The organism is Priestia taiwanensis (assembly GCF_014638355.1).
GTDB lineage: Bacteria > Bacillota > Bacilli > Bacillales > Bacillaceae_G > Priestia_D > Priestia_D taiwanensis.
This window is the reverse complement of record NZ_BMFK01000001.1, coordinates 1,618,295-1,640,980: the sequence shown is the minus strand read 5'-3', so window position 1 is coordinate 1,640,980 and position 22,686 is coordinate 1,618,295. Positions and strand designations below refer to the sequence as shown.

Genomic DNA, 22,686 nt, shown 5'->3' with positions numbered 1-22,686 from the left:
TCTTTAGTATATAATATAGAGTAAGTAATTATCTGAATATTTTTAATCAAAACTTTTTTATAATGAAAAAAGAAGGGATGTAGAAACAATGTAAAACAATATAGAAGGGGGTAAGCATATGCATGTGTTTGGTGAAATGATGATGAATGTACTTGTTTTTATGGGTGGGATTTGGATTTTATATTCTATCGCAAAGCAGGCGCATGTTACGGGTTGGTTCATAGGGAATAAAGTAACGAATCATTTGCTCCGCCTTGATAAGCGCAAATACAAATTGCTACAAGATGTTATGCTATCGTCAGGAAATGGAGATGTTCATTGTATGGATGCAATTATTGTCTCTCCGTACGGTATATTTCTTCTTGGGCAACAACGTGTGTACGGTACGATTAGCGGTTATGAAGATGGAGAAGTGTGGCAAGTAAAAGGAGAGAAACAAAAGCACGAGATTCCAAATCCACTGTTTGTGAATAACGAAAGAATAAAAGCAATGCAGAAGCTTCTCCGGCGTTACCCTTTTATTCCGTATATTTCTATTGTTACGTTCGATGACAAAGTAAAAATAAGGAATATGAATGTACATTCTCCTCACACGCATGTTATTCGTGCGAATCAATTGTTGCGTACTATCTATCAGTATCGCAAAATTGTGTTATCTACAAGTGAGATGAATGAAATATGTATGCGACTAGCTTCTAGTCATATTAATCATCAAAAAATTTGTTAGACAGAACTTATTTTATTTTTATTCGGTATATGTGAAGGTTACTCATGTGATGAATGGGTAGCCTTTATTTTATGGGAAGCTAGAGGGAGTGATAAAAAAGCGAGGAAATTAGGAAGACATGGTAAACACCAACATAAACGTAAGAAAAAGAGCGTAACTCCTGCCGAAGCAGGAATTACGCTCTTAGTCGTCTTCTGATATGTAGTTAAGGGCAACGCCTGCACGATCATCTACTTCTTCGTGAGAAGCTAAATCGCCAAGTGATAACATGCCTACTAGTTGACCGTGTTCCACTACTGGTAAGCGGCGAATTTGATGGCGTGCCATTAATTCCGTTGCCTTATCGACGGAATCATCTGGTGATACACAAATGAGTTCTTGGGACATAACATGTGTGATTTGGTTGGAACCAGGATGTTTTTCGGCGATACCACGTACGACTAAATCGCGGTCGGTCACAAGTCCAATTAATTGCCCATGTTCGACAACGGGAATAACACCAACATCTAAATCTTTCATTTTGACAGCTGCTTCGTATACATTATCGAGTGGTGTGCAATAGTCAATATTTGTACTCATAAAGTCGCGTACTTGTAACATTGTCATTCCTCCTTTGAATGTTAGTATGTGTAAAAGATAGTGTAAGTATGATTCGGTTAAATTGATTTAATAATCTGTTAACTATAAAATGGAATTATCAAATGAAGAAGGACGTATGCCAATGTTAGCGCTAATTGCAGTAACTTTATGTAGAAGAAATGGGGAGTCGAACTAATACTGCAACTCCTTATATACGAAAAGGAGAGAGAAGGATGAAAGTAAAACAAGCTTTTTTGACCGGTACAAAAGTAAAACTACGTAAAATAACTGAAAGTGATTATCCGCCATACATAAAAATGGAAGGTGATATGGAAACGAGATTATTAGCGGACGATGACCTTCCATTTCCACCGACAGAAGAGGATCATAAAACATTTTTAAAAGGTATTAGCTCGAAAAAAGACGAGTATATGTTCGTTGTGGAGACGCTCGATACACATACATTTATCGGTACAATTGGTTTATTTCGTACAAATTGGAAGAATGGGACGTGTTACGTTGGTATTACACTTAGCTCAGACTATCAAGGGAAAGGCTATGGAACAGATGCAATGAACGTGTTAGTGGATTATATTTTTACGTATATTAATTTGAATAAAGTGAAATTAGAAGTATTTTCTTCTAATGAAAGGGCCATTCGTTCATATGAAAAATGTGGATTTAAAAAAGAAGGTACGTTACGTGAAGAGATTTTCCGGTACGGGGCATTTCAAGATATAACAGTGATGGGGATTTTACGAGGTGAGTGGGAGAATCGATCATAATAAAAAGAGTGTATTAGGAGTTGTCCTAATACACTCTTTTCTATTTAATGTGCTAGGAATATTAGCTGATACGCAAATAATACCGCAAATATATACACGAGAGGATGTACTGCACGTGCTTGTCCTTTTACGAGTTTCATAATTGGATACGCGATGAACCCTAATGCGATTCCGTTTGCAATGCTTGACGTTAGTGGCATGCTCACAATTACTAAGAACGCAGGGAACGCTTCGTCAAATTCGTTCCAATCAATTTGACTAATACTACGAATCATGAAGCTACCAACGATAATTAATGATGGAGCTGTAATTGCTGATACACCAGAAATTGCACCTACTAATGGGCTGAATAAAGCAGTGATTAAGAAAAGTGCAACAACGGTAATTCCTGTTAGACCAGTTCGTCCACCAGCAGCAACACCCGCAGATGACTCGACAGAAGCAGCAGTCGGACTTGTCCCGAACATTGCACCAACTGTCGTTCCAATTGAATCGGCTAAGAAGGCGCTACCTGCTTTTTCTAACTTGTTGTTCTTTAATAAACCAGCTTGTTTCACAATTCCAAGTAATGCGCCTGTTGTGTCAAATAACATAACAAGTAAGAACGAGAACACAACGCCGTATAGACCGTAGTTAATCACATCTGAGAAAGCTTCAATCGGATTTAGCACAATCATTCCTTCTGGTAATGTTGGAATAGCCACAATCTGATCTGTAAATGTTAATTGTCCTGTGAAGAATGCGATAACGCCTGTAATAATCATACCGAAGAATAATGCACCGTTAATATTTAATGCCATTAAGGCAATCGTTACGATTAGACCAACTAGTGCTAGTGCAACAGATGGTTCACGGAAATCTCCAAGTGCGACTAAGTTCGTCGGATGATCTGCAACGATACCTGATAGACGAAGTCCGATGAATGCAATGAATAATCCGATACCAGCGGCAATTGCATGCTTTAAGTTTTCTGGAATTGCTTCAATTAATTTCGTACGAAACGATGTTAAAGATAGTAATAAGAAAATAATACCTGTTACAAAGACAGCAGAGAAAGCAATCATAAAGGAAATATCATCGTTTGCTTTTACAACTGAATACGTGAAGTAAGCATTTAAACCCATCGCAGGACCGATAATAATTGGATAATTGGCGAAGAAGGCCATGAATAGTGTTCCGATAACAGTTGCGATAATGGTTGCCGTGAAACTTTGTTCAAACGGTACGCCAGCATCTGCTAGAATCATTGGATTGATGACGATAATGTACGCCATTGTTAAAAACGTTGTAATACCAGCCATGATTTCTTGTTTCACCGATGTATTACGTTCTTGAAGATTAAACATATAAGCATTCCTTTCTGTGTTGAGATACAACGTTATTTTTAGTATGCACAAGCTGTGAGAGTTTTTCCCACATAGAGAAATTGCAACAGTCAGTCATTTCTGTGTATTTTTCTAACTAGTTTACAATGAACAAACTCAAATGAAGGTATTCGATCTTGACCGACAGATGTGATTGACTTCTATGCACTGCGCTACGAGTGGACGCTTTCCGCGGGCGAGAGTGTGAGCCTCCTCGGCAAGCCTGCGGGGTCTCCCTTTCCTCGCAGAAGTAGCCACTCTTCGCTTCGTGCATGACATGACCTTCTTTTCACATCATTTGGTGCTGAATTTTTCTTTCGATGATATAGAAAAATATTGGAGTAGTTTTGCTCATTATAAACATAAAAAAATCCTTCAATGTATTGCTTCTATACAGAAAAAGCAATACATTGAAGGACTCAGAAAGTCGTTGCTTTTTCTCATAGTCTAGTAAGTGTTGGTAACTAGGTAGAAACTCTCGACCCATCTTGTCGAGTATATATGAGAATATGTGTGAAATATTAAGATACATCATAGCAACCAATAAAGGTTCCGTCAATAAAAGTTGATAAAGTCTGTTTTTTCAGATTCGTTAGCATGTAAAACGTTTTACTTTTTTCGGTATTTTGTAGAATAAATTAACCGAAAAAGAAATCAAGAACATTAGATCCAGTTGAGCTTTTTTTGTTGTACAGTTCAGAATATCCGCAGTTTTTGCAGGAAACAACTTTGAATTGGTTATGTTGGATGTCGAATAGTTTACTAAGACCAGTACCTGTTGTTGCAATTTCTTTCACAGTAGCTTCTGTATGACCGCATTTAATACATCCTTTTGCCATTTCTATCATCCTCCATTTATAAAAATATCTCTATACTAATATTATACAAGAAAAGGGAAAAATAGATAATTATTTCTTTCTGTACCGACACAGAATCCTTATTTTTCGTGTGTTCTGGTTACAGGAGGAACAACTATTCTCACAATCATTGTAGAAAAATGAATAATATAAATTGATTGATAAATTATTTTTTCAGTGCTATACTGATATCGAAAATAACATATTGATAGTGATTACATATGCTAGGGGGGCTGGTTGAGCCAGCTGAGATAAAGACCGTATTTGTCTTTGACCCTTATAACCTGATCTAGATGATGCTAGCGTAGGGAAGCTGTACACGTGAAACGCACGTACAATTTCCTTATGAGATTGTACGTTTTTTGTATTCACTATGTGCTACTAGGGGTGCTGTATAGGCTGAGAAATACCCTTATAACCTGATCTAGGTAATACTAGCGAAGGGAAGTGGCGATAGCTTATATACTTAGTGTATGTATAAGTTACCCCACTTTGCCTTTTAAAGTGGGTTTTTTTGTTATTATTTCAAAAATAAGGTTCATTACTGAAAGTGGGAGATTTCACAGAATCACTCGTATCCGCGGAAAGCGCAGACTCGGAGTGTAATGTTGTCAACACCGTCTTGTCGTGATGAACCAAAAAATTAGGAGGAATAGAAGATGAAATTTTGTGATCGTTTATTTGAGGCAGCTAAACCAATTTGGGATCAATACCATGAGCATCCATTTGTAACAGGAATTGGTGATGGAACACTTGATATTGAGAAATTCCGTTTTTATATGATTCAAGATTATATGTATTTACTAGACTATGCGAAAGTAGCGGCATTAGGTGTCATTAAAGCAGATGACGAGAAAGTAATGGGACACTTCGCGCAAATTACACAAGGTATTTTAAATGAAGAGATTAGTGTACACAAATCATACATGAAGCGTCTTGGGATTAAAGAAGAAGACGTAAAAGAAACGAAAGCATCTTCTGTTAACTTAGCCTACACGCATTATATGTTAGCTGTATCACACGGTGGAACGATTGCAGAATTAGTTGCTGCTATTCTTCCTTGCGCATGGAGTTACTGGGAAATTGGCAAGAAATTAGATGAGAATCCAGATGCACGTCATCATGAATTCTACGGACCGTGGGTAACATGTTATTCATCAGATGAGTTCGCACAGGCAGCTATTTGGTTAATCGATTATATGAATGAATTAGCAGAAGGAAAGTCAGAGAAAGAGTTAGCTAGATTAGAAGAAATCTTCTTGTATACAAGCCGATTCGAGTACTTATTCTGGGATATGTCATTTAACAAGGAGATGTGGAGCTTTGAAGAAACGCGACGTATTGAAGTTTGATGATGTGACCTTTTCTTACGGAAAAGGCGATACCATCCTTCAAAACTTTTCGCTACAAGTGAAAGAGGAAGAATTTGTGGGCATTGTTGGGCCGAGTGGATGTGGAAAAAGTACACTATTTCGCTTACTAACAGGATTAGAAGAAGTAACAGATGGTGCTATACATACAGACGGAAGAATCGGATACATGCCACAAAAAGATTTATTATTACCATGGCGGACGGTAGCTGCGAATGCAGCTATCCCGCTTGAAATACAAGGAGTACCGAAGAAAAAAGCAGAAGTACGCGTAATGGAGTTATTAGAAGAGTTTGGCTTAAAAGGATACGAACATAAATATCCATCTGATTTATCTGGTGGTATGAGACAGCGGGTTTCGTTTTTACGGACGTTCTTAACAGGTGCGGATATTCTTCTTTTAGATGAACCGTTTAGTGCACTCGATGCATTTACGAAGCGACATATGCAAGAGTGGTTGCTTGAACAGTATCACAAATGGAAGAAGACGATTTTGTTCATTACTCATGATGTGGAAGAGGCATTATTCTTATCGACGAAACTATGTGTATTATCGGAGAAGCCAATTCGAGAAACGAAGGAATTAATCGTGCCACTTTCGTATCCAAGGAAACGTACAGATCTTCATTTGCCACAAATCTTGCAGATGGAGGAGCAATTAATGAAAGAGTTAGGGGATATGGTGAAGATATGAAGAAGTATATTCCAGCTATTAGTACAGGCGCAATTTTCCTTATCGTATGGGAAGTTGTTGCGATTCTTATCGATGCAATGTACATTCTTCCGTCCCCGTCTAGTATTGTAAAGAAGATTTGGGAGTTACGTGACATTTTGTTCACCGTACATTTACCCGCGACATTTTCGGTCATCATGATTGGTATGGCTATTTCCATTGCCTTAGGTGTAGCACTAGCAATGTTGATGAGTATGCATCCAGTTATTGAACGAGCATTTTATCCACTTCTGGTCGCATCGCAGACAATTCCAATTACGGCTTTAGCTCCGTTATTTGTGCTTTGGTTTGGATATACGATTTGGAGCAAAGTGTTAGTGACGGTGTTAATTACATTTTTCCCAATTGCGGTAAATGTGTACGATGGATTCCGTTCTACGAAGCGTGAGACAGAAGAGTTATTTGTGACGTTTGGAGCGTCGAAGAAAGATATTTTCCTTAAATTACGATTGCCTTCTGCATTACCGTACTTTTTCTCGGCCCTCAAAATTGCGATGCCATTAAGTGTTATTGGAGCCGCAATTGGAGAATGGTTAGGAGCGCAGTCAGGGTTAGGTTATTTTAGTAAGCGTATGATGACACAATTAGACGGAGCAGGTGTATTTGCACCAATTGTTCTTCTATCTGTAATCGCTATTATATTTGTCCTTATTGTTTCATTAATTGAAAAGAAGACAACAAGATGGAGGAAAGAAGTATGAAAAAACTGCTTGTATGTATGTTATGTATCGTCGTTGCGTTAGCAGGATGTACGAATAAAGAAGATGCAGCAAAAACAAACGGAGAAGAGTTAGAAGAAGTAAGTATCGTTCTGGACTGGTATCCAAATGCAATTCATAGCTTCATTTATGCAGCAGAAGAAAAGGGATATTTCAAAGAAGAAGGAATTAAAGTAAATATTCAATTCCCAGCAAATCCGACAGACCCATTAACGTTACCAGCAGCAGGCCAAGCGACGTTAGGTATTTATTATCAACCAGACTTGATTTCAGCAATCGCGAATGAAAATGTACCAATTAAAGCAGTAGGAACGCTTGTACATAAACCATTGAACCGAATTATTTCTTTAAAAGAATCAAACATTACGTCGCCAAAAGATTTAGAAGGAAAAAAAGTTGGTTTCTCAGGTACACCGTTAAGTGAAGCATACATTAAGCAAATGGTGAAAAATGACGGCGGTGACCCAAGCAAAGTAGAAATTATTGATGTTGGGTTTGAATTATTATCTTCCATTACGGCGAAGAAAGTAGATGCAACGACAGGTGGATTAATTAATCATGAAGTACCAGTTATGCGTCATCAAGGATTAAATCCAAACTACTTTAATCCAGCTGACTACGGTATTCCAGATTACTACGAAATGGTCTTTGTAGCAGGAAATAAAACAATTAAAGAAGACAAAGCAAAGTTACAAAAGTTCTTTAGAGCCGCACAAAAGGGAATGGATTACATGAAGTCAAATCCAGAAGATGCGCTCCAAATCTTACTAGATAACCAACAAAAAGATAGCTTCCCGTTAACGAAAGAAGTAGAGAAGGAAAGTATGGATATTTTACTACCGTTAATGGACAGCGAAGAAGAGGCATTCTTAAGCCAAACGAAAGAAGTTTGGGATATGAAAGCGAACTGGTTGAAAGACAATGGGCTTATTAAAGAAGTACCAAATGCAGAAGACGTGTTCGTGAACATCATGGAGTAAGGAAAATGGATGTGCATCTTATCTCAAATGGAAGGCAGCCTTTTTCCGAATTAACAAAGATTGCGATGGAAGTAGAGTCATATATCGATTTTCTGCATATTCGAGAGCGAGAAAAAACTGCCCAGGAAATAATTGATGGAATTGTGATGTTGCGAAGAGCTGGTTTTCCACTTTCAAAACTTGTGATGAATGATCGTATTGATATTGCACTTGTGACAAGTATTACGAATATTCACTTAGGATATCGAAGTATCCCTGTTGAGTATGTGAAGCATCATTTCCCGTTCTTGCGCGTTGGTTGTTCTGTTCATTCATTAGACGAGGCAAGAAGCGCCGAACAAAAAGGAGCAGATTATGTGATGTATGGTCATCTTTTTGCAACGAATTCAAAGCCAAATCTTCCACCAAGAGGGATAGAAGAAATCGAGGCAATCATCAAACAATTATCGGTTCCAATTGTTGGGGTTGGTGGAATCACACCAGCGAATTGCACTCTTGTGCGAGACGCTGGTATCGCTGTTATGTCAGGTATTTTAGAAGTGGATAATCCGCTTGAACAAGCCAAGCTTTATAAGGGAGCGAAGGGAAATGAATGAGACGTATGATGTCATCGTTGTTGGTGGGGGTGTCATAGGCACTTCAATTGCTCATTACGTATCGAAAATGAACAAACGAGTAGTAGTGCTGGAAAAAAACACAATTGCATCCGGCGCATCATCTGCCGCAGCAGGTCTACTTGGTGTGCAAGCAGAATGGGATACGTATGATCCATTGTATGATTTAGCACGTAAAAGTTTGCGGATGTTTTCCTCTCTTGCGACTGAGTTACGTACAGCAACAGGAGTAGATATCGGCTACCGTGAGAATGGCATTTACAAAATTGCGTGTACAAAAGAGGAAGTAGAACGTTTACGCGAAACGATGCAATGGCAACAACAAGCTGGCGAAGAAGCAGAGTGGTTAAGCGGCGAAGAACTACGAGTTCGCGAGCCATCTGTTTCGGATGAAGTGATTGCAGCTGTTTATTATCCGACGGATGGTCACGTACTAGCACCGGAATTAACGAGAGGATTTATGCTATCGGCTGCTAGAAATGGTGCAGATATAAGAGAATATACAGACGTTTACGGCTTACTCATCGACAACGGCAAAGTGATGGGTGTTGAAACGAATCACGGTACATTTTATGGTAAGCAAGTCGTTATTACGGCGGGAGCGTGGAGTACATCATTCATGAAAGTATTCCATGAATCATACGGAACCTATCCAGTAAAAGGAGTATGTGTAGCTGTTCGCAATGAACGGCCGTTGCTTAATGTACCGTTATTTAAAGAAGGATTTTATATCGTACCGAAGCCAGACGGTCGTTATATTATCGGCGCGACAGTCGTTCCACGTTCATTCGATCAGCGTGTTGAGTCGGGAGCGATAGCAGAGTTACTAACGAAAGCAAAAGCACTCGTACCAGAAATGGAACAAGCGATGTGGGATAAGGCGTGGGCAGGATTACGTCCACAGTCTGAAACGAATTATCCGTATATCGGTAAGCACGATGACATAGAAGGATTGTATGCATGTACAGGACATTACCGAAATGGTATTTTACTAAGTCCAATATCTGGCTATATGATGGCGGAATTATTAGACGGAAATGAATCGTACAACTTACTGGAAAGGGGAATGTATCTTGAATCTACAAATTAATGGAAATGATACGGAAGTACCAAGCAATATTGAGAATGCTGCTAATCTATTAACGCACTTAAAGCTAGAAAATAAGATTGTTATTGTTGAAGTAAACGGCGCGATTATTGAAAAAGGGAAACACGGCGAAGCTCCGATTATGGATGGAGATAAAGTAGAGATTGTACATTTCGTAGGAGGCGGTTAATATGTTGAAAATTGGAAAATATGAATTCTCATCTCGTTTATTATTAGGAACAGGAAAATACCCAAACTTTGATATTCAAAAGCAAGCAGTAGAAGTGTCAGAATCAGAAATTTTAACGTTTGCGATTCGTCGTATGAACGTATTTGAAGAGAGCCAACCGAACTTTTTAGAGAAGTTAGATTTAGAGAAATATACGTTACTACCAAATACAGCAGGCGCAAGCACGGCAGAAGAAGCAATTCGTATCGCACGTCTAGCGAAAGCGTCTGGACTTTGCGACATGATCAAAGTCGAAGTAATCGGTGATAGTAAGACGTTATTACCAGATCCATTTGAGACATATGAGGCGTGTAAAGTGTTATTAGAAGAAGGATTTACTGTGCTTCCATACGTATCGGACGATGTATTATTAGCGAAGCGTCTACAAGAACTAGGTGTTCATGCGGTAATGCCAGGTGCATCGCCGATTGGTTCAGGGCTTGGTATCGTTAATCCGTTAAATCTATCATTTATTATCGAACAAGCGACAGTACCAATTATTGTCGATGCAGGAATCGGTAGTCCAGCAGACGCGGCATATGCGATGGAATTAGGTGCAGACGGTGTGTTATTAAATACAGCTGTATCAGGAGCGAATGACCCAGTGAAGATGGCTGAAGCGATGAAACTAGCAATTATTTCTGGTCGACTTGGTTACGAGGCAGGTCGAATCGCGAGAAAACGTTATGCAACAGCAAGTAGTCCATTAGAAGGAATGAGTGTTCTTGAATAGCCGTTACTCTAGACAAATCTTATTTCCTCCAATTGGAGAGAGTGGACAACGAGCACTTAAGCAGAAGCACGTCCTTATAATCGGAGCAGGAGCACTTGGTAGTAGTAATGCTGAGGTACTCGTTCGCGCCGGTGTTGGTAAGGTGACCATCGTTGATCGTGATTATGTTGATTGGAGTAATTTACAACGCCAACAATTATATGAAGAAGCAGATGTCGTAAATCAATTACCAAAAGCAATTGCGGCAAAGCAACGATTAACAGCTATTAATGCCGATGTCCATGTAGAAGCGTACGTATTAGATGCAACAGTGGAAGAGCTAACACGTCTTATGGAAGATGTCGACCTAGTCATTGATGCCACCGATAATTTTGACACGCGCCTTCTCGTGAACGATTTGTCAATGAAATACTGTGTGCCGTGGATATACGGAGCATGCGTTGGAAGCTATGGATTGTCATATGTAATAGTGCCGGGTGAAACACCTTGTCTCTCATGCTTATTAGAAAGTATACCACTTGGCGGGATGACGTGTGATACAGTTGGGATTATTTCACCAGCTGTTCAAATGGTTGTTGCGCACCAAACGACAGAAGCGCTCAAAATTTTAACTAGTAATACAGAAGCGTTATCACGTAAGCTAGTAAGCTTTGATTTATGGAAGAACGAATTTTCTCGTCTTGATGTCCAACGTTGTAAAAATTCAAACTGTGCATCATGCGGAGAAAATCCAACGTATCCCTTTTTAGCAGAGGAAAATCAAACGAAATCAACAGTCTTATGTGGGCGAGACACAGTACAAATGCGTTTGCCAAATAAAGACGTAGATTTAGAGCATTACGCACATGCATTACGTGAACAAGCAACTGTAACAGCAAATCCGTATTTATTATCATTCATGATTGAGGAGTATCGTCTCGTTTTATTTAAAGATGGCCGTGTCTTAATACACGGTACGAAAGATATAACAAAGGCCAAAACATTGTATCATCGATTTTTTGGATAAGGGAGGAACAAAAATGGGAGTGAAAAAAGCATTAACAATTGCCGGATCAGATTGTGGCGGTGGTGCTGGTATTCAAGCGGATATTAAAACATTTCAAGAATTAGAAGTGTACGGCATGAGTGCTATTACAGCAATTACAGCCCAAAATACACTAGGCGTACAAGGTGTATACCCAATGTCACTAGAAGCAATTGAAGAACAATTGAACTCAATTGGAGCAGATTTAACACCAGAGGCATTAAAGACAGGTATGCTATTTAATAGTGAGATTATTACACTAGTAGCTCGTAAAATAAACGAATTTGGCTGGGGGCGTGTTGTCGTTGATCCAGTCATGATTGCAAAAGGTGGTGCTACACTACTTCAACAAGAAGCAGTTGAAGCACTTCGTACACATTTATTGCCACTAGCGTATGTCGTTACGCCAAATGTTCCAGAAGCGGAAGTATTAGCAGAGATGAAAATTGAATCGTTAGACGATTACAAAGAAGCGGCAGAGCGTATTCGTGCGCTTGGTCCAACATACGTTGTGATGAAAGGTGGGCACGCAACGTATCAAGGCGATACAATTATTGATTACGTATATGACGGAAGTGAGTTTGTTGCCTTTGAGAGCAAGCGTGTTGAATCAATTCAAACACACGGTAGCGGCTGCACATTCGCAGCAGCATTAACGGCAGAATTAGCGAAAGGAAATAGTGTAAATGTTGCGATGCGTCGTGTAAAGCAGTTCATCCAATCCGCAATTGAAAATGAACTGAATATCGGAAGTGGTCATGGCCCAACGAACCACTTTGCACATCGATTGGTGCACGTGAAATAAAAAAAAGCGTAGAAGCAGGTGCTTCTACGCTTTTTTATACTACTCGCAACTGATAATAATACAGCTTCTTCAAACGTAAAATACTGTACAAAAATGGCACAAGTGACGCCACAAGGCCGATAATTTCTGCAGTGACTAGTAGTGTTGACCAGTTGTTTACTAAACTAATACTAATCGCAAAAACCCATGCAATGCTAAATAACGCATAGAAGAATAAAAGTAATACTAACTTATTTTCCATATAGTCACGTTTGCCGCGTAAATTTTTCATGTAGAATAAAGACCAAATGAATAAGACCGATGAGAAAGTAATGTATGTATAAAACAACGTTGTTGAGTCTGAGAAGAGTTGGAATAACATGTGCCAAATGAATTGGATGCCTAACCACGCACAAAACATAATAACAAAAGCAAAGTCAAATTTAATAAGACACTTTTTAACCATTCTTGTACCCCTTTCTAAAAAACGTTCACAAAATGTTCATAATTTAATTATACCCATTATATAGGGAAATTCAAAAAATATACACATTTTTTGTAAGCGAATTCAAAAAAGGAGGAACGGAAGGATAAGAGTAGTTGATAAATATCTAAAAAGTTGATGGAATGGGGGAGATAACAAAAGGTTACCAATCATTAAATGGTAACCTTCCTTATTATTTGGTTCATCATAAAAGACGGACGGATTCACACTGCACTCCGAGTGGAGGCTTCCCGCAGGAGTCGCCACTCTCCGCTCCGTGTATGAAACATACTCCGCTTATAAAAAATCATCTTTATGTTATCGTGATGAACCTATTATTTATTAAAAGTATAAATGAAATGTATCTGGGTCTTTTCCTGTACGTGTATTTGTATGTAAGCTATCAATTAACAGCATATCTTCATCCGTTAAAGCAAAGTCAAAAATCTCACTGTTTTCTTTAATACGTGCAGGTGTGACAGACTTCGGAATAATGATAACATCATGCTGTAAGTGCCAGCGAAGGACAATTTGAGCAGGAGTCTTGTTGTATTTCGTTGCTAATGTTTGTACAATATCATTTTGTAATACTTCACCGCCTCGCATCAATGGGCTCCACGCTTCGACTTGAATATCTTGTTCCGTGCAGAAGTGTCGAACATCTACTTGTGACAGACGAGGGTGCATTTCAATTTGGTTAATGACTGGCTTCACGGTACAGTTAGCAAGCAATTTCTCTAAGTGATGTGTATGGAAGTTACAGACACCAATGGCACGTACCAATCCTTCTTCGTATAACTTCTCCATGGCACGGTATGTATCCAAGAACTTTTCTTGAACTGGCCAGTGGATTAAGTATAAGTCAATATAAGAAAGACCTAGCTTCTTCAAACTTTCGTAAAAAGCATCGATAGTGGACGTGTAGCCGTGATCTGTGTTCCATATTTTCGTTGTAATAAATAGTTCTTCGCGTGGGATGCCGGACTCACGAATTGCTTCACCAACACCCTGTTCGTTTCCATATAAAGAGGCAGTATCGATACTACGATAGCCGAGCTGTAGCGCTGTTTTAATAGCGTTTTTTACTTCATTGCCTTCTTGGGCTTTGTATACACCAAGTCCGAGAATAGGCATCTTAATACCGTTATATAGTGTTGTTGTGGATGTTATATTCATATTGTGAGCTCCTTTCACTTTGAAAACCCTTACTTTTCTATTCTACTATAAGTATGAAACCTTTTCTATTAGTCTCTTTTTCCAACGACTAAAGCTAGCTCAGACAGGCAGAGCTAGCTTTAGTTTACGTAAAGAAAGAGCTTGTCTCTATTTTACGCATGGATGCATGGTTTCTTTGATTTACTCTTCTTTTTTCTTTTTGCAGGAGCTATGGGTAAGCCACATGAGATAAGCGAAAGAGATAACATTTGTGAAGTTAACCATTTGTTCATTTTCAATTAGATTGTAGCCAAGGGAGTTCAGAAGAAGGTTGAGTGATGTCATGAAACCAGCTGAATAACGAATAAAATCAATTTTGTTATTCATTTTCTCACATCCTTTACGATATATAGTATGTGAAGCAAAAGACATACGTCTGGATGTTTTAACTAAGTCGTATGATGTTTTTTTGTTGTATAGTATTTTCAAATAGTAGCTACTCACCTTATAATAGTAGATACTAGGGATGAATACAGTTCAATACAGAGAGGAATTAAAGTAATGAATAACGGTATTTTGTTAGATACAGGGACGAATGAATTAGAGATTGTTGAATTTATTGTTGGAAATGTAAAGTTTGGGATTAATGTTATTAAAGTGAGAGAAATTATTAACCCACTACCAATTACGCCAATTCCACAAGCACATCGCAATGTAGAGGGAATTATTGAATTACGTGGTGAAGTGTTGCCAGTTGTAAATGTTGCAACGGCGTTAGGAATGCCACCGTCAACACAACCAGAGTATGATAAATATATTGTGACTGAGTTCAACCAAGTGAAAATTGTCTTCCACGTACATAATGTGACGCAAATTCACCGTATTTCATGGACGCAGATTGAGAAACCGAATGAAATGTATCAAGGATTAGAAACGCAAATCACAGGCGTGGTGAAGTTTGACGGAGAGATGATTCTGTTACTAGATTTCGAGAAAATGATTGTTGATATTAATCCAGAAACATCGATTAAATTCTCAAGCTTAAAGCGTCTTGGTGAGCGTGAGCGTTCGGATAAGCATGTAATGGTTGTTGAAGATTCGCCATTACTTCGTAAGTTATTAGAAGAAACGTTAACAGAAGCGGGTTATGCGAATTGTACATTTTATGAGAATGGTAGAGAGGCGCTTGATTACTTATTACAAGTTGTCGAGCAAGGGAAAGATATCAAGGAATTCGTTCAGTTAGTTATTACAGATATTGAAATGCCACAAATGGATGGACATCATTTAACAAAACGAATTAAAGAGCATGATCGTCTAAAGGAATTACCTGTGTTAATCTTCTCTTCATTAATTACAGGAGACTTACGTCATAAAGGTGAAATGGTCGGAGCAAATGCGCAAGTAAGTAAGCCACAAATTGTGGAACTTATTGAGTTAATTGACCAAAATATTTTATAAATGTAATAAAAAACATGACAATTTCGTATAAAGAAATTGTCATGTTTTTTTATTGGCACAGTTATGTCCTTACATTGTTTCAGAGTATATCGGATGTTATGATTAAAAAGATACTTGTACGTGAACGTTTAGAGAACAGACCATGCTAGTTTCATTGTTTTGTAACTTTATTTTTACTATTAGGAGTGTCATCTCTAGTATGATGGTAAATAGATGTGTTTCAAATATGAAGATCAGCATAGGATATAGCGTAGAAAGGAAAGATGAGTAGATGAATGTGTCACGAATGAATAAGAATGCTGACAAGATTCGTATGATAAAGCGTACATGCGTTATTATAGGAATCTTAGCGGTATTTACTGGGATTTTCTTTGCAGGAAAGGCCTTCTTTTCGCCTGCCAAAGGAGTAGCAAAGGTAGAACAAACGTTGCAACTTGCAACGGAACTTCCAGTGCAAGGTTTAGGAAAATCTGCACCGCAAGAATATAACGGTCAAGTAAGAAAAGTAGCGTATTTAACGTTTGATGATGGACCAAGTAAGTTATTACCAAAGTTTTTAGAAGTATTAAAGAAGCATGATGCAAAAGGAACATTCTTCTTCGTTGGAGGAAACTTAGCAAAGAAAGATTTAGCTCCATATGTGAAGCAAACGGTTGAAGAGGGGCACTACGCAGGTGCACATAGTATGACACATAAATACGGTAAGTTGTATAACCAAAATGAATTTGTTGATGAGATGAAAGAAGCATTAAAGATGATTGATGAGATTACGGGGAAAAATCCGAAATTAGTCCGTCCGCCATATGGATCAACGCCAGGATTACATGAACAACTGCGTAATGAAACAGCAGAAGCAGGAATTAAAGTATGGGACTGGACAATTGACTCTAATGACTGGAGATTGAAAGGAAATCCTCAGGGAATTGTTGAGCAAGTAATGAAGGGTGCAGACGAGAATGTAGAAGTTATTCTATTACATGAACACCAGCAGTCATTAGATGCACTGGAGCCAATTATTATTCAATTGAAAGAAAAAGGATATGAGCTTGTAGCATACGATGAAAAAGCCCATTTCCCAGTGAACTTCTGGAAAGACGAACGCTTATAAGAGAACGATGGAAATTCGTTTGAGGAGGAATTGCTTTGAAATATTGGAAGGTAGTAGTGACAGCGATGATAAGCACAGTGTTACTAACAGGGTGCTTCGGGGCGACAGCGGAAGAAGAGTTATTTACTGCGTTTGAGGATGCTGCGAAGAAGGAAACGGATTTGCAAAAAGCAGCGGAAAATTTATCATCATTAGAAAAGCAGGATGAAGAATTATATAGTAAGATTTTAGCAGATGCAAAGAAAAGTAGCGACTCTGTACAAGGTATGCTAGATGAAGCACTAAAAGGCGTGGATGAGCGTGAGAAGCTAATAGAAGAAGAGAAGAAAATCTTGGCAGAAGCACATAAAGCTAGTGAGAAAGTGAAAAATATGACAACTAGTTTAGAAAAGAAAGAAGTACGTGAACAAGCGAAAGAAGTGCACAACACATATAACAAGCGTTATGAAACATTCTCTACGTTAGTGGCAGCATACAAAGAAGCGTTAGTATTAGAGAAAGAGTTGTACACAATGTTAAAAGGGGATAATGTACAGTTAAAAGCGGTGAGTGACAAAGTAACAGCATTAAATGAAAAATATCGTGCGGTAAATGAAGCGAATACATCATTTAACGAGTTAACGAAGAAGTTTAATGACGGAAAAGCAACATTATATAAAGCGATGGACCTAAAAATAAAAGAATAAATAGAATAAAAACCCCTCCTGTATTATCGTGTGAATACAGGAGGGGTTTTTACATTAATAACGCCTAACCGACGTATAGCCACCGCTTAAATAAGAATTCTCTAGGAATGGAAGTCTTTTTTGTTTTTTTACAACTGGTTCCGCTTTCAAATCGTCAATACCAGTATAATTTTGCAAAATTTTCTTCGCAAGAGAAAGGCGCATAATTGTTTTTGGATTTCGATATGTTGTATTTAAATCGCCTAAATGAGGCAACAGCTTGAAGTCTTCTTTTGAAGGGGGAATATGGAAAAAATATTCTCCAGCTTGAACTAATACATCAGATCGTTGCTGACATAGCTTTGGCTTATTGGAAAAATGAAGACCAACCTTTTTTGCTTTACCTTCTTCTAGTAATTTTTGTATCGTTTTTTTCTTTAGTAAGTATAAGTATTTCGGATTTGGTGCAGATTTTGCATGACGATTCACAATAAAGATCGCTTGAGTAATTTCTTCAATACATTCATTATTTGTAGGCAAATTTTGTTCTTGGATCATAATTGCCCTCCTCTCAATATAATAGATACGATTGCAACATAGAAAATAAATAAAAGAATAGGATAAAGAAGAGGTACAAATGAATGCGTTCTCACAAAAGCGAGCGTTTTATACCTAATATGTATTATACATCTTTCTTTGTTGTATTACAAATTATCCCATGAATAGACAATTTTTTGAATAGCTTACCCGAAAATGGAAGAATTCGCGCGTAATTTGTAGTTTTTTATGAAGAAAAAGTGCCGTTGAATCGGACACTTTTTCTACGTATATGTTAATAAAAATAAGGTGGCGCACCGCAACAAGGTGGAGGAGGCGGTGGTGGTGGATATCCGTATGGTGGGTATCCGTAGTATGGACGTGGGCCAAATAATAATCCCCCTGCAACTAACCCTCCTGCGAGTCCTCCGAGAAATGGGAGGAAGGGAAGGAAGCGTTGATCCTGAGGAACATAATCATGCTGATAAGGTGCAGTGCGGTAATTATATTCATAAGGTGGTACGGTATGGTACATAAGTGCATTGACCTCCTTTCTGCTTTTCTTCATAGTTTATGGTTAATTTTCTTAATGGAGCGTGTACAGGTCGAGAAGTAAAAGTTTGCAAGGATAGAATTTTTGTATTGTGTTAAATCATGGTATATTAATATAAAAAGCTTGTTGATTGAAAGAAGGACGGGGTATGCACATATGAATGAGACGAAGAATAAAAATTTGATGCATTCAACAGCACAATCACTGTATCTTAATGAAGATTTCATTGAAAGTATGGAAGAAATTGTTTTTATTGTAAAGGTGGAGGGACCGAACTTATTTAGCTATCAATTTGCCAATTCCATTGCAGTGAAATATTTGAATTTAGGGGAAGATTATATAGGGAAGACGTTTCATGAAGTGCAAAATGAAGAAGTAGCAAATAAGCTACAAGCAAACCATGAACAAGTAGTAAAAAAGAAGGCGAATATTCATTTTTCAGAAGAAATTCAGCTTGTAAGTGGGGAAATGATGTATGGGGAAACGACACTTAATCCTGTAGTGGACGAGGAGCAAGTATGTCGTTACATATTAACTGTTATTCGTGATATGACAAGTAGACGTTTCGAGAAAGATTTACTAAACCAAAGCTTACTTCGGTATCGTTCACTAATTGATTATAATATGGACGCAATTTTGACGGTTGATTGTAGAGGTATTATTACTCAAACAAATCCAGCAACGACAATGATGTTCGGATACGAGGATGATAGCTTACTTGGTACATCTATTTTTGAATTAATTCATCAGTCGTCAATAGAATCATTTCGTATGATGTTAAACAATACGCTATTTGGACAGCCGGCTGTTATGAATACGTGTCAATTTATTCATGCAGATAAGACAGAGCGTATTATGAATGTACGCTTTGTACCAATTATGATTGATGATACAGTTGATGAATTCTACTTAATGGCTCGTGATGTAACGGAGGAAAAGCAAAAAGAAAAGACAATTGAATATTTGGCGTATTATGATGCACTGACTGGATTTTATAATCGTGCTTGTTTTATAGAGGATATTAAAGAGGTATTTGAAATAGCAAAAGAGCAAAAGCAGACATTTGCTCTTATGTATATGGATTTAGATCGTTTGAAATTTGTGAACGATTCGTTAGGCCATGATGCAGGGGATATGATTTTAAAAGAACTCGCAGCTAGGTTTAAGAAAATTGTAAGTAAGAATCCTAATTTGGCCGCCTATCGCCAAGGCGGGGACGAATTTATCATTCTTAGTAGAGATACAAACAAAGAGCAAGTAGAACTTCTTGCTAAAGAGTTAGTAGAAGCGATGAGAGAGCCGTTTCATTGTATGGGAGAACGGTTAAACATGACCTTAAGTATTGGAATTAGCATGTACCCGGAGAACGGAACGGATGTAGAAATGCTTGTGAAAAAAGCAGATATTGCACTTTATGATATTAAACATAAGCAACATCGTAAACAGACATATACGTTCTACTATGAAGAATGTCAACAAACTGCCCTGCATGTCTTTAATATTGAAAGGTACTTGCGCCGTGCTGTTGAAAATAATGAATTTGTTCTTCATTATCAACCACAATTAAACGTGGAAACAGGAGAATTAATTGGGCTAGAAGCGCTTATTCGCTGGAATAGTAAAGAGTTAGGAATGGTTCCACCTGGTGAATTCATTCCCATTGCGGAAGAAGCAGAATGCATAATTGAAATAGGCAATTGGGTTATTGCTAATGTATGTCAACAAATAAAGGAATGGAACGATCAAAACTATTGCATTAAGCAAGTAGCAATTAATCTATCGCCGTTGCAAGTGGAGACACTTGATATTGTGGAAACAATTGAACATCATTTACACATAAATGGATTGTCACCAAGCCAGCTTGTAATTGAAATTACAGAGAGTGCAATGAAGAATCGAACGAGAACAGCGGCTGTTCTCTGGAAATTGAAAGAGCTTGGTGTCGGTATTTCTATCGATGATTTTGGAACGGGCTATTCCTCACTTAGTTATTTAGCTGCTTTCCCAATTGATATGCTGAAGATTGACCGTTCGTTCATTCAAGAAGTTGGCAAAGAGAAGAAAGAGGAAGCTATTACAACAACCATTATTTATATGGCGAAAATATTAGGATTAGAAGTAATTGCAGAAGGGGTCGAAGAACAAAGCCAAGTAGATTTCTTAAAGAAGCAAGAGTGTATGAAAGCACAAGGATTTTATTTCAGTAGACCTGTGCCAAGTGAAGAAATTGTTAAGTTATTCTTCACGAATAAAGACTAGTAAAAAGAAGGCGGTCAAGATGAACCGCCTTCTTTTTTTATTGCAGCTAAAAAGGTAGAACTTACTTTTGCTATCACAATGTTTGTCGTATATTTTGTAGTGACTTGACGAAAGGTAGTATTACATGCAATACGTAGTTGTTCAGAAATGTAAAAGGACTGATCAAATTGGGATTTTACCTTTTAGAATTTAGCACTTGGATGGAACCACTTGCACAATTTGTGTTTTGGTATCCTTTTGTCATGGCTTTATTTTGGATTGCTGGTGCCTTTCTTTTTAGTACTACAAGAGAAAAGCATGAAGACCTGGATTACAAGGAAAGAGAATGGCCATTAATTAGCGTGTTGATTCCTTGTTACAACGAAGAAGATACAGTTGCCGAAACAATTAAATATTTGGATCGGCTCCATTATCCCCATGTAGAAATTATCGCTGTGAATGATGGAAGTAGTGATAAAACAGGCGAAATCTTAGTAGCTCTTGCTTCTACCTATGAACGCCTTCGTGTCATTGACTGTCATGAAAATCGTGGAAAAGCAAATGCATTACATATGGCTGCGCATGCTGCAAAATCAGAATATTTACTATGCGTTGACTCAGATGCTTTCTTAGATCAAGATGCACCGTACTATTTAGTTCGTCATTTCTTAATGCGAGGAGAGCGGCTAGGTGCAGTAACAGGAAATCCGCGTATTCGAAACAGGGATACACTTCTAAGCCGGATGCAACTAGTGGAGTATTCTTCTATTATCGGTTCTATTAAACGAACGCAGCGAATTATCGGGAAAATCATGACTGTTTCTGGCGTGATTGTTATGTTTCGTAAAAAGGCGCTGATTTCGGTTGGACTATGGGACCGCGACATGATTACAGAAGATATTGCAGTTTCGTGGAAATTACAAAAGAAGTTTTGGGATATTCGCTATGAACCACGTGCAATATGTTGGATGTTAGTACCAGAATCATTATCAGGTATTTGGAATCAACGTGTACGCTGGTCACAAGGTGGTCAAGAAGTAGTATTACGTCATTTTGATATTTTTAAGTCGTGGCGTCAACGTCGAATTTGGCCTATTTATCTTGAACAAGTAATTAGCGTCATTTGGGCATATGCGTGGCTCATTGTCACGATTTACTTAGTGGTTACCGCAGATACTGTTCAAAAAATGCTTATTTGGTTCGCTTATAACTCGTTTGCGTTAGTGTTTGTTAGCCATATTCAGTTGCTTATTTCGCTGCGGAATGATTCAAGATATGACAAAGTATTGCGTTACTATATATGGGCAGCTTGGTACCCTGCAATATACTGGATGATTAATACATTTGTTGTTATAGCAGCTACTCCAAAAGCTATCTCTTCACGTTTGAAAGGAGGATATGCAACATGGACTTCACCAGACAGGGGAAACAGAAGGAGCAGCCTGTAACACATTCTTATGACTTTGAAAATGAAATTCTCGTTAAAACGAAACATTCCTTTATTCGGAAAATAATTGCACTCTTATTCACACTAATTTTTTGGTTGTACACGATTGTTATTTTTTGGTTCTTTTTGAGTGCCCTTTTTAATATTTACGATCCATATATGGCTATTGTGAAAATCGCTTTTAATGTGACAAATGCTAATATTCGTGAGCTCTTACTTCTTAGTTTTGTTTTATTTCTTGTATCAACAGCAATGCTTTTTATATGGCGGACATATAACAAAAAAAGATTTGGTTCATTAACACGAAGAAGCATGCCGACTCATACAACGATGAAAGATTGGTTAGCGTTAGACTTAATGGATGAATCGGATATTAACATGCTTCAAACGAATAAAGTAACAGTATTCTACACAAATCCAGTAAAGGAACTTCAAGAAAAAGATGGGAAGTAA

26 protein-coding genes and 3 riboswitches are annotated in these 22,686 nt (G+C 38.0%); of the genes, 18 read left to right on the top strand and 8 right to left on the bottom strand.

What is annotated here, in order from left to right; translation table 11 throughout:
* Nucleotides 1-118 precede the first annotated feature (118 nt).
* Nucleotides 119-727: a nuclease-related domain-containing protein gene (locus tag IEV41_RS08465; protein ID WP_188387952.1), complete on the top strand. Its 609-nt coding sequence runs from the start codon at nucleotides 119-121 to the stop codon at nucleotides 725-727.
* Between the two features lie 183 nt (nucleotides 728-910).
* Here IEV41_RS08465 and IEV41_RS08460 read toward each other — a convergent pair whose 3' ends face one another.
* Entirely contained in the window at nucleotides 911-1,327 is a 417-nt protein-coding gene (locus tag IEV41_RS08460) for a CBS domain-containing protein (RefSeq protein ID WP_188387951.1), read from the bottom strand.
* Between the two features lie 212 nt (nucleotides 1,328-1,539).
* Here IEV41_RS08460 and IEV41_RS08455 point away from each other — a divergent pair, with 212 nt between their 5' ends.
* Nucleotides 1,540-2,091, top strand: coding sequence for a GNAT family N-acetyltransferase (locus IEV41_RS08455; protein WP_188387950.1), 552 nt, complete (start codon nucleotides 1,540-1,542; stop codon nucleotides 2,089-2,091).
* A 44-nt stretch (nucleotides 2,092-2,135) separates the two neighbouring features.
* Here IEV41_RS08455 and IEV41_RS08450 read toward each other — a convergent pair whose 3' ends face one another.
* Entirely contained in the window at nucleotides 2,136-3,437 is a 1,302-nt protein-coding gene (locus IEV41_RS08450) for an NCS2 family permease (RefSeq protein WP_188387949.1), read from the bottom strand.
* A 441-nt stretch (nucleotides 3,438-3,878) separates the two neighbouring features.
* Nucleotides 3,879-3,980: riboswitch (purine riboswitch) on the bottom strand.
* Nucleotides 3,981-4,093: 113 nt separating this feature from the next.
* Nucleotides 4,094-4,294 (bottom strand): zinc ribbon domain-containing protein, encoded by a 201-nt coding sequence (locus IEV41_RS08445; protein WP_188387948.1) that lies wholly within the window; start codon nucleotides 4,292-4,294, stop codon nucleotides 4,094-4,096.
* A 234-nt stretch (nucleotides 4,295-4,528) separates the two neighbouring features.
* Nucleotides 4,529-4,640: riboswitch (TPP riboswitch) on the top strand.
* Between the two features lie 45 nt (nucleotides 4,641-4,685).
* Nucleotides 4,686-4,775, top strand: a riboswitch (TPP riboswitch).
* Nucleotides 4,776-4,971: 196 nt separating this feature from the next.
* Between IEV41_RS08445 and tenA the strand changes: the two genes are divergently transcribed.
* Genes tenA through thiD form a run of 10 tightly spaced genes read left to right on the top strand, consistent with a single transcriptional unit; the run spans nucleotide 4,972 to nucleotide 12,606 of the window.
* A complete protein-coding gene (gene tenA, locus IEV41_RS08440; RefSeq protein WP_188387947.1) occupies nucleotides 4,972-5,664 on the top strand; it encodes a thiaminase II in 693 nt (230 codons plus the stop codon).
* On the top strand, nucleotides 5,636-6,376 hold the full coding sequence (locus IEV41_RS08435) for an ABC transporter ATP-binding protein (protein ID WP_188387946.1): 741 nt from the start codon (nucleotides 5,636-5,638) through the stop codon (nucleotides 6,374-6,376). Before tenA ends, IEV41_RS08435 begins: the two co-directional genes overlap by 29 nt.
* Entirely contained in the window at nucleotides 6,373-7,116 is a 744-nt protein-coding gene (locus IEV41_RS08430; protein WP_188387945.1) for an ABC transporter permease, read from the top strand. The genes IEV41_RS08435 and IEV41_RS08430 overlap by 4 nt, the downstream gene beginning before the upstream one ends.
* The gene (locus IEV41_RS08425; RefSeq protein ID WP_373284175.1) at nucleotides 7,113-8,114 is read left to right on the top strand and encodes an ABC transporter substrate-binding protein; all 1,002 of its coding nucleotides are present in this window, start codon (nucleotides 7,113-7,115) and stop codon (nucleotides 8,112-8,114) included. The genes IEV41_RS08430 and IEV41_RS08425 overlap by 4 nt, the downstream gene beginning before the upstream one ends.
* A 5-nt stretch (nucleotides 8,115-8,119) precedes the next feature.
* The gene (gene tenI / locus IEV41_RS08420; protein ID WP_188387943.1) at nucleotides 8,120-8,710 is read left to right on the top strand and encodes a thiazole tautomerase TenI; all 591 of its coding nucleotides are present in this window, start codon (nucleotides 8,120-8,122) and stop codon (nucleotides 8,708-8,710) included.
* A complete protein-coding gene (gene thiO, locus IEV41_RS08415; RefSeq protein ID WP_188387942.1) occupies nucleotides 8,703-9,818 on the top strand; it encodes a glycine oxidase ThiO in 1,116 nt (371 codons plus the stop codon). The genes tenI and thiO overlap by 8 nt, the downstream gene beginning before the upstream one ends.
* A complete protein-coding gene (thiS, locus tag IEV41_RS08410; protein ID WP_188387941.1) occupies nucleotides 9,802-10,005 on the top strand; it encodes a sulfur carrier protein ThiS in 204 nt (67 codons plus the stop codon). Before thiO ends, thiS begins: the two co-directional genes overlap by 17 nt.
* A gap of 1 nt (nucleotide 10,006) precedes the next feature.
* A complete protein-coding gene (locus IEV41_RS08405; RefSeq protein ID WP_188387940.1) occupies nucleotides 10,007-10,777 on the top strand; it encodes a thiazole synthase in 771 nt (256 codons plus the stop codon).
* Complete coding sequence (locus IEV41_RS08400; RefSeq protein ID WP_188387939.1) at nucleotides 10,770-11,783, top strand: thiazole biosynthesis adenylyltransferase ThiF; 1,014 nt, start codon at nucleotides 10,770-10,772, stop codon at nucleotides 11,781-11,783. The genes IEV41_RS08405 and IEV41_RS08400 overlap by 8 nt, the downstream gene beginning before the upstream one ends.
* A gap of 13 nt (nucleotides 11,784-11,796) precedes the next feature.
* Nucleotides 11,797-12,606, top strand: a complete 810-nt coding sequence (gene thiD / locus IEV41_RS08395; protein WP_188387938.1) for a bifunctional hydroxymethylpyrimidine kinase/phosphomethylpyrimidine kinase — start codon at nucleotides 11,797-11,799, stop codon at nucleotides 12,604-12,606.
* A 34-nt stretch (nucleotides 12,607-12,640) separates the two neighbouring features.
* Here thiD and IEV41_RS08390 read toward each other — a convergent pair whose 3' ends face one another.
* From IEV41_RS08390 to IEV41_RS08380, 3 genes are all read right to left on the bottom strand, one after another.
* A complete protein-coding gene (locus tag IEV41_RS08390) occupies nucleotides 12,641-13,051 on the bottom strand; it encodes a hypothetical protein (RefSeq protein WP_188387937.1) in 411 nt (136 codons plus the stop codon).
* A 360-nt stretch (nucleotides 13,052-13,411) separates the two neighbouring features.
* Nucleotides 13,412-14,245, bottom strand: coding sequence for an aldo/keto reductase (locus tag IEV41_RS08385; protein WP_188387936.1), 834 nt, complete (start codon nucleotides 14,243-14,245; stop codon nucleotides 13,412-13,414).
* Nucleotides 14,246-14,425: 180 nt separating this feature from the next.
* The gene (locus IEV41_RS08380) at nucleotides 14,426-14,611 is read right to left on the bottom strand and encodes a hypothetical protein (RefSeq protein ID WP_188387935.1); all 186 of its coding nucleotides are present in this window, start codon (nucleotides 14,609-14,611) and stop codon (nucleotides 14,426-14,428) included.
* Between the two features lie 174 nt (nucleotides 14,612-14,785).
* Here IEV41_RS08380 and IEV41_RS08375 point away from each other — a divergent pair, with 174 nt between their 5' ends.
* The 3 genes from IEV41_RS08375 to IEV41_RS08365 all read left to right on the top strand — a co-directional run bounded on the left by IEV41_RS08375 (nucleotide 14,786) and on the right by IEV41_RS08365 (nucleotide 17,479).
* Nucleotides 14,786-15,685, top strand: a complete 900-nt coding sequence (locus IEV41_RS08375) for a chemotaxis protein (RefSeq protein WP_188387934.1) — start codon at nucleotides 14,786-14,788, stop codon at nucleotides 15,683-15,685.
* Nucleotides 15,686-15,956: 271 nt separating this feature from the next.
* On the top strand, nucleotides 15,957-16,793 hold the full coding sequence (locus tag IEV41_RS08370; protein ID WP_229722178.1) for a polysaccharide deacetylase family protein: 837 nt from the start codon (nucleotides 15,957-15,959) through the stop codon (nucleotides 16,791-16,793).
* A gap of 35 nt (nucleotides 16,794-16,828) precedes the next feature.
* Nucleotides 16,829-17,479, top strand: a complete 651-nt coding sequence (locus tag IEV41_RS08365; protein ID WP_188387933.1) for a YkyA family protein — start codon at nucleotides 16,829-16,831, stop codon at nucleotides 17,477-17,479.
* A gap of 54 nt (nucleotides 17,480-17,533) precedes the next feature.
* Here IEV41_RS08365 and IEV41_RS08360 read toward each other — a convergent pair whose 3' ends face one another.
* Both IEV41_RS08360 and IEV41_RS08355 read right to left on the bottom strand, forming a co-directional pair.
* Nucleotides 17,534-18,016, bottom strand: a complete 483-nt coding sequence (locus tag IEV41_RS08360; protein WP_188387932.1) for a YkyB family protein — start codon at nucleotides 18,014-18,016, stop codon at nucleotides 17,534-17,536.
* Between the two features lie 274 nt (nucleotides 18,017-18,290).
* Nucleotides 18,291-18,530, bottom strand: coding sequence for a hypothetical protein (locus IEV41_RS08355; RefSeq protein ID WP_188387931.1), 240 nt, complete (start codon nucleotides 18,528-18,530; stop codon nucleotides 18,291-18,293).
* A gap of 174 nt (nucleotides 18,531-18,704) precedes the next feature.
* Here IEV41_RS08355 and IEV41_RS08350 point away from each other — a divergent pair, with 174 nt between their 5' ends.
* The 3 genes from IEV41_RS08350 (at nucleotide 18,705) to pgaD (ending at nucleotide 22,686) form a co-directional block, all read left to right on the top strand.
* The gene (locus tag IEV41_RS08350; protein WP_188387930.1) at nucleotides 18,705-20,807 is read left to right on the top strand and encodes an EAL domain-containing protein; all 2,103 of its coding nucleotides are present in this window, start codon (nucleotides 18,705-18,707) and stop codon (nucleotides 20,805-20,807) included.
* Nucleotides 20,808-20,974: 167 nt separating this feature from the next.
* Complete coding sequence (gene pgaC / locus IEV41_RS08345; protein ID WP_229722177.1) at nucleotides 20,975-22,234, top strand: poly-beta-1,6-N-acetyl-D-glucosamine synthase; 1,260 nt, start codon at nucleotides 20,975-20,977, stop codon at nucleotides 22,232-22,234.
* Nucleotides 22,192-22,686 carry a poly-beta-1,6-N-acetyl-D-glucosamine biosynthesis protein PgaD gene (pgaD, locus tag IEV41_RS08340; protein ID WP_188387929.1) on the top strand — a complete coding sequence of 165 codons (495 nt, stop codon included), beginning with the start codon at nucleotides 22,192-22,194 and terminating at the stop codon, nucleotides 22,684-22,686. Before pgaC ends, pgaD begins: the two co-directional genes overlap by 43 nt.

What these genes read in the sequence shown, in the direction of transcription:
- IEV41_RS08465 (WP_188387952.1), top strand. Translation starts at nt 119, where the DNA reads ATGCATGTGTTTGGTGAAATGATGATGAATGTACTTGTTTTTATGGGT.
- IEV41_RS08460 (WP_188387951.1), bottom strand. Translation starts at nt 1,327, where the DNA reads ATGTTACAAGTACGCGACTTTATGAGTACAAATATTGACTATTGCACA.
- IEV41_RS08455 (WP_188387950.1), top strand. Translation starts at nt 1,540, where the DNA reads ATGAAAGTAAAACAAGCTTTTTTGACCGGTACAAAAGTAAAACTACGT.
- IEV41_RS08450 (WP_188387949.1), bottom strand. Translation starts at nt 3,437, where the DNA reads ATGTTTAATCTTCAAGAACGTAATACATCGGTGAAACAAGAAATCATG.
- IEV41_RS08445 (WP_188387948.1), bottom strand. Translation starts at nt 4,294, where the DNA reads ATGGCAAAAGGATGTATTAAATGCGGTCATACAGAAGCTACTGTGAAA.
- tenA (WP_188387947.1), top strand. Translation starts at nt 4,972, where the DNA reads ATGAAATTTTGTGATCGTTTATTTGAGGCAGCTAAACCAATTTGGGAT.
- IEV41_RS08430 (WP_188387945.1), top strand. Translation starts at nt 6,373, where the DNA reads ATGAAGAAGTATATTCCAGCTATTAGTACAGGCGCAATTTTCCTTATC.
- IEV41_RS08425 (WP_373284175.1), top strand. Translation starts at nt 7,113, where the DNA reads ATGAAAAAACTGCTTGTATGTATGTTATGTATCGTCGTTGCGTTAGCA.
- tenI (WP_188387943.1), top strand. Translation starts at nt 8,120, where the DNA reads ATGGATGTGCATCTTATCTCAAATGGAAGGCAGCCTTTTTCCGAATTA.
- thiO (WP_188387942.1), top strand. Translation starts at nt 8,703, where the DNA reads ATGAATGAGACGTATGATGTCATCGTTGTTGGTGGGGGTGTCATAGGC.
- IEV41_RS08405 (WP_188387940.1), top strand. Translation starts at nt 10,007, where the DNA reads ATGTTGAAAATTGGAAAATATGAATTCTCATCTCGTTTATTATTAGGA.
- thiD (WP_188387938.1), top strand. Translation starts at nt 11,797, where the DNA reads ATGGGAGTGAAAAAAGCATTAACAATTGCCGGATCAGATTGTGGCGGT.
- IEV41_RS08390 (WP_188387937.1), bottom strand. Translation starts at nt 13,051, where the DNA reads ATGGTTAAAAAGTGTCTTATTAAATTTGACTTTGCTTTTGTTATTATG.
- IEV41_RS08385 (WP_188387936.1), bottom strand. Translation starts at nt 14,245, where the DNA reads ATGAATATAACATCCACAACAACACTATATAACGGTATTAAGATGCCT.
- IEV41_RS08380 (WP_188387935.1), bottom strand. Translation starts at nt 14,611, where the DNA reads ATGAATAACAAAATTGATTTTATTCGTTATTCAGCTGGTTTCATGACA.
- IEV41_RS08375 (WP_188387934.1), top strand. Translation starts at nt 14,786, where the DNA reads ATGAATAACGGTATTTTGTTAGATACAGGGACGAATGAATTAGAGATT.
- IEV41_RS08370 (WP_229722178.1), top strand. Translation starts at nt 15,957, where the DNA reads ATGAATGTGTCACGAATGAATAAGAATGCTGACAAGATTCGTATGATA.
- IEV41_RS08360 (WP_188387932.1), bottom strand. Translation starts at nt 18,016, where the DNA reads ATGATCCAAGAACAAAATTTGCCTACAAATAATGAATGTATTGAAGAA.
- IEV41_RS08355 (WP_188387931.1), bottom strand. Translation starts at nt 18,530, where the DNA reads ATGTACCATACCGTACCACCTTATGAATATAATTACCGCACTGCACCT.
- IEV41_RS08350 (WP_188387930.1), top strand. Translation starts at nt 18,705, where the DNA reads ATGAATGAGACGAAGAATAAAAATTTGATGCATTCAACAGCACAATCA.
- pgaD (WP_188387929.1), top strand. Translation starts at nt 22,192, where the DNA reads ATGGACTTCACCAGACAGGGGAAACAGAAGGAGCAGCCTGTAACACAT.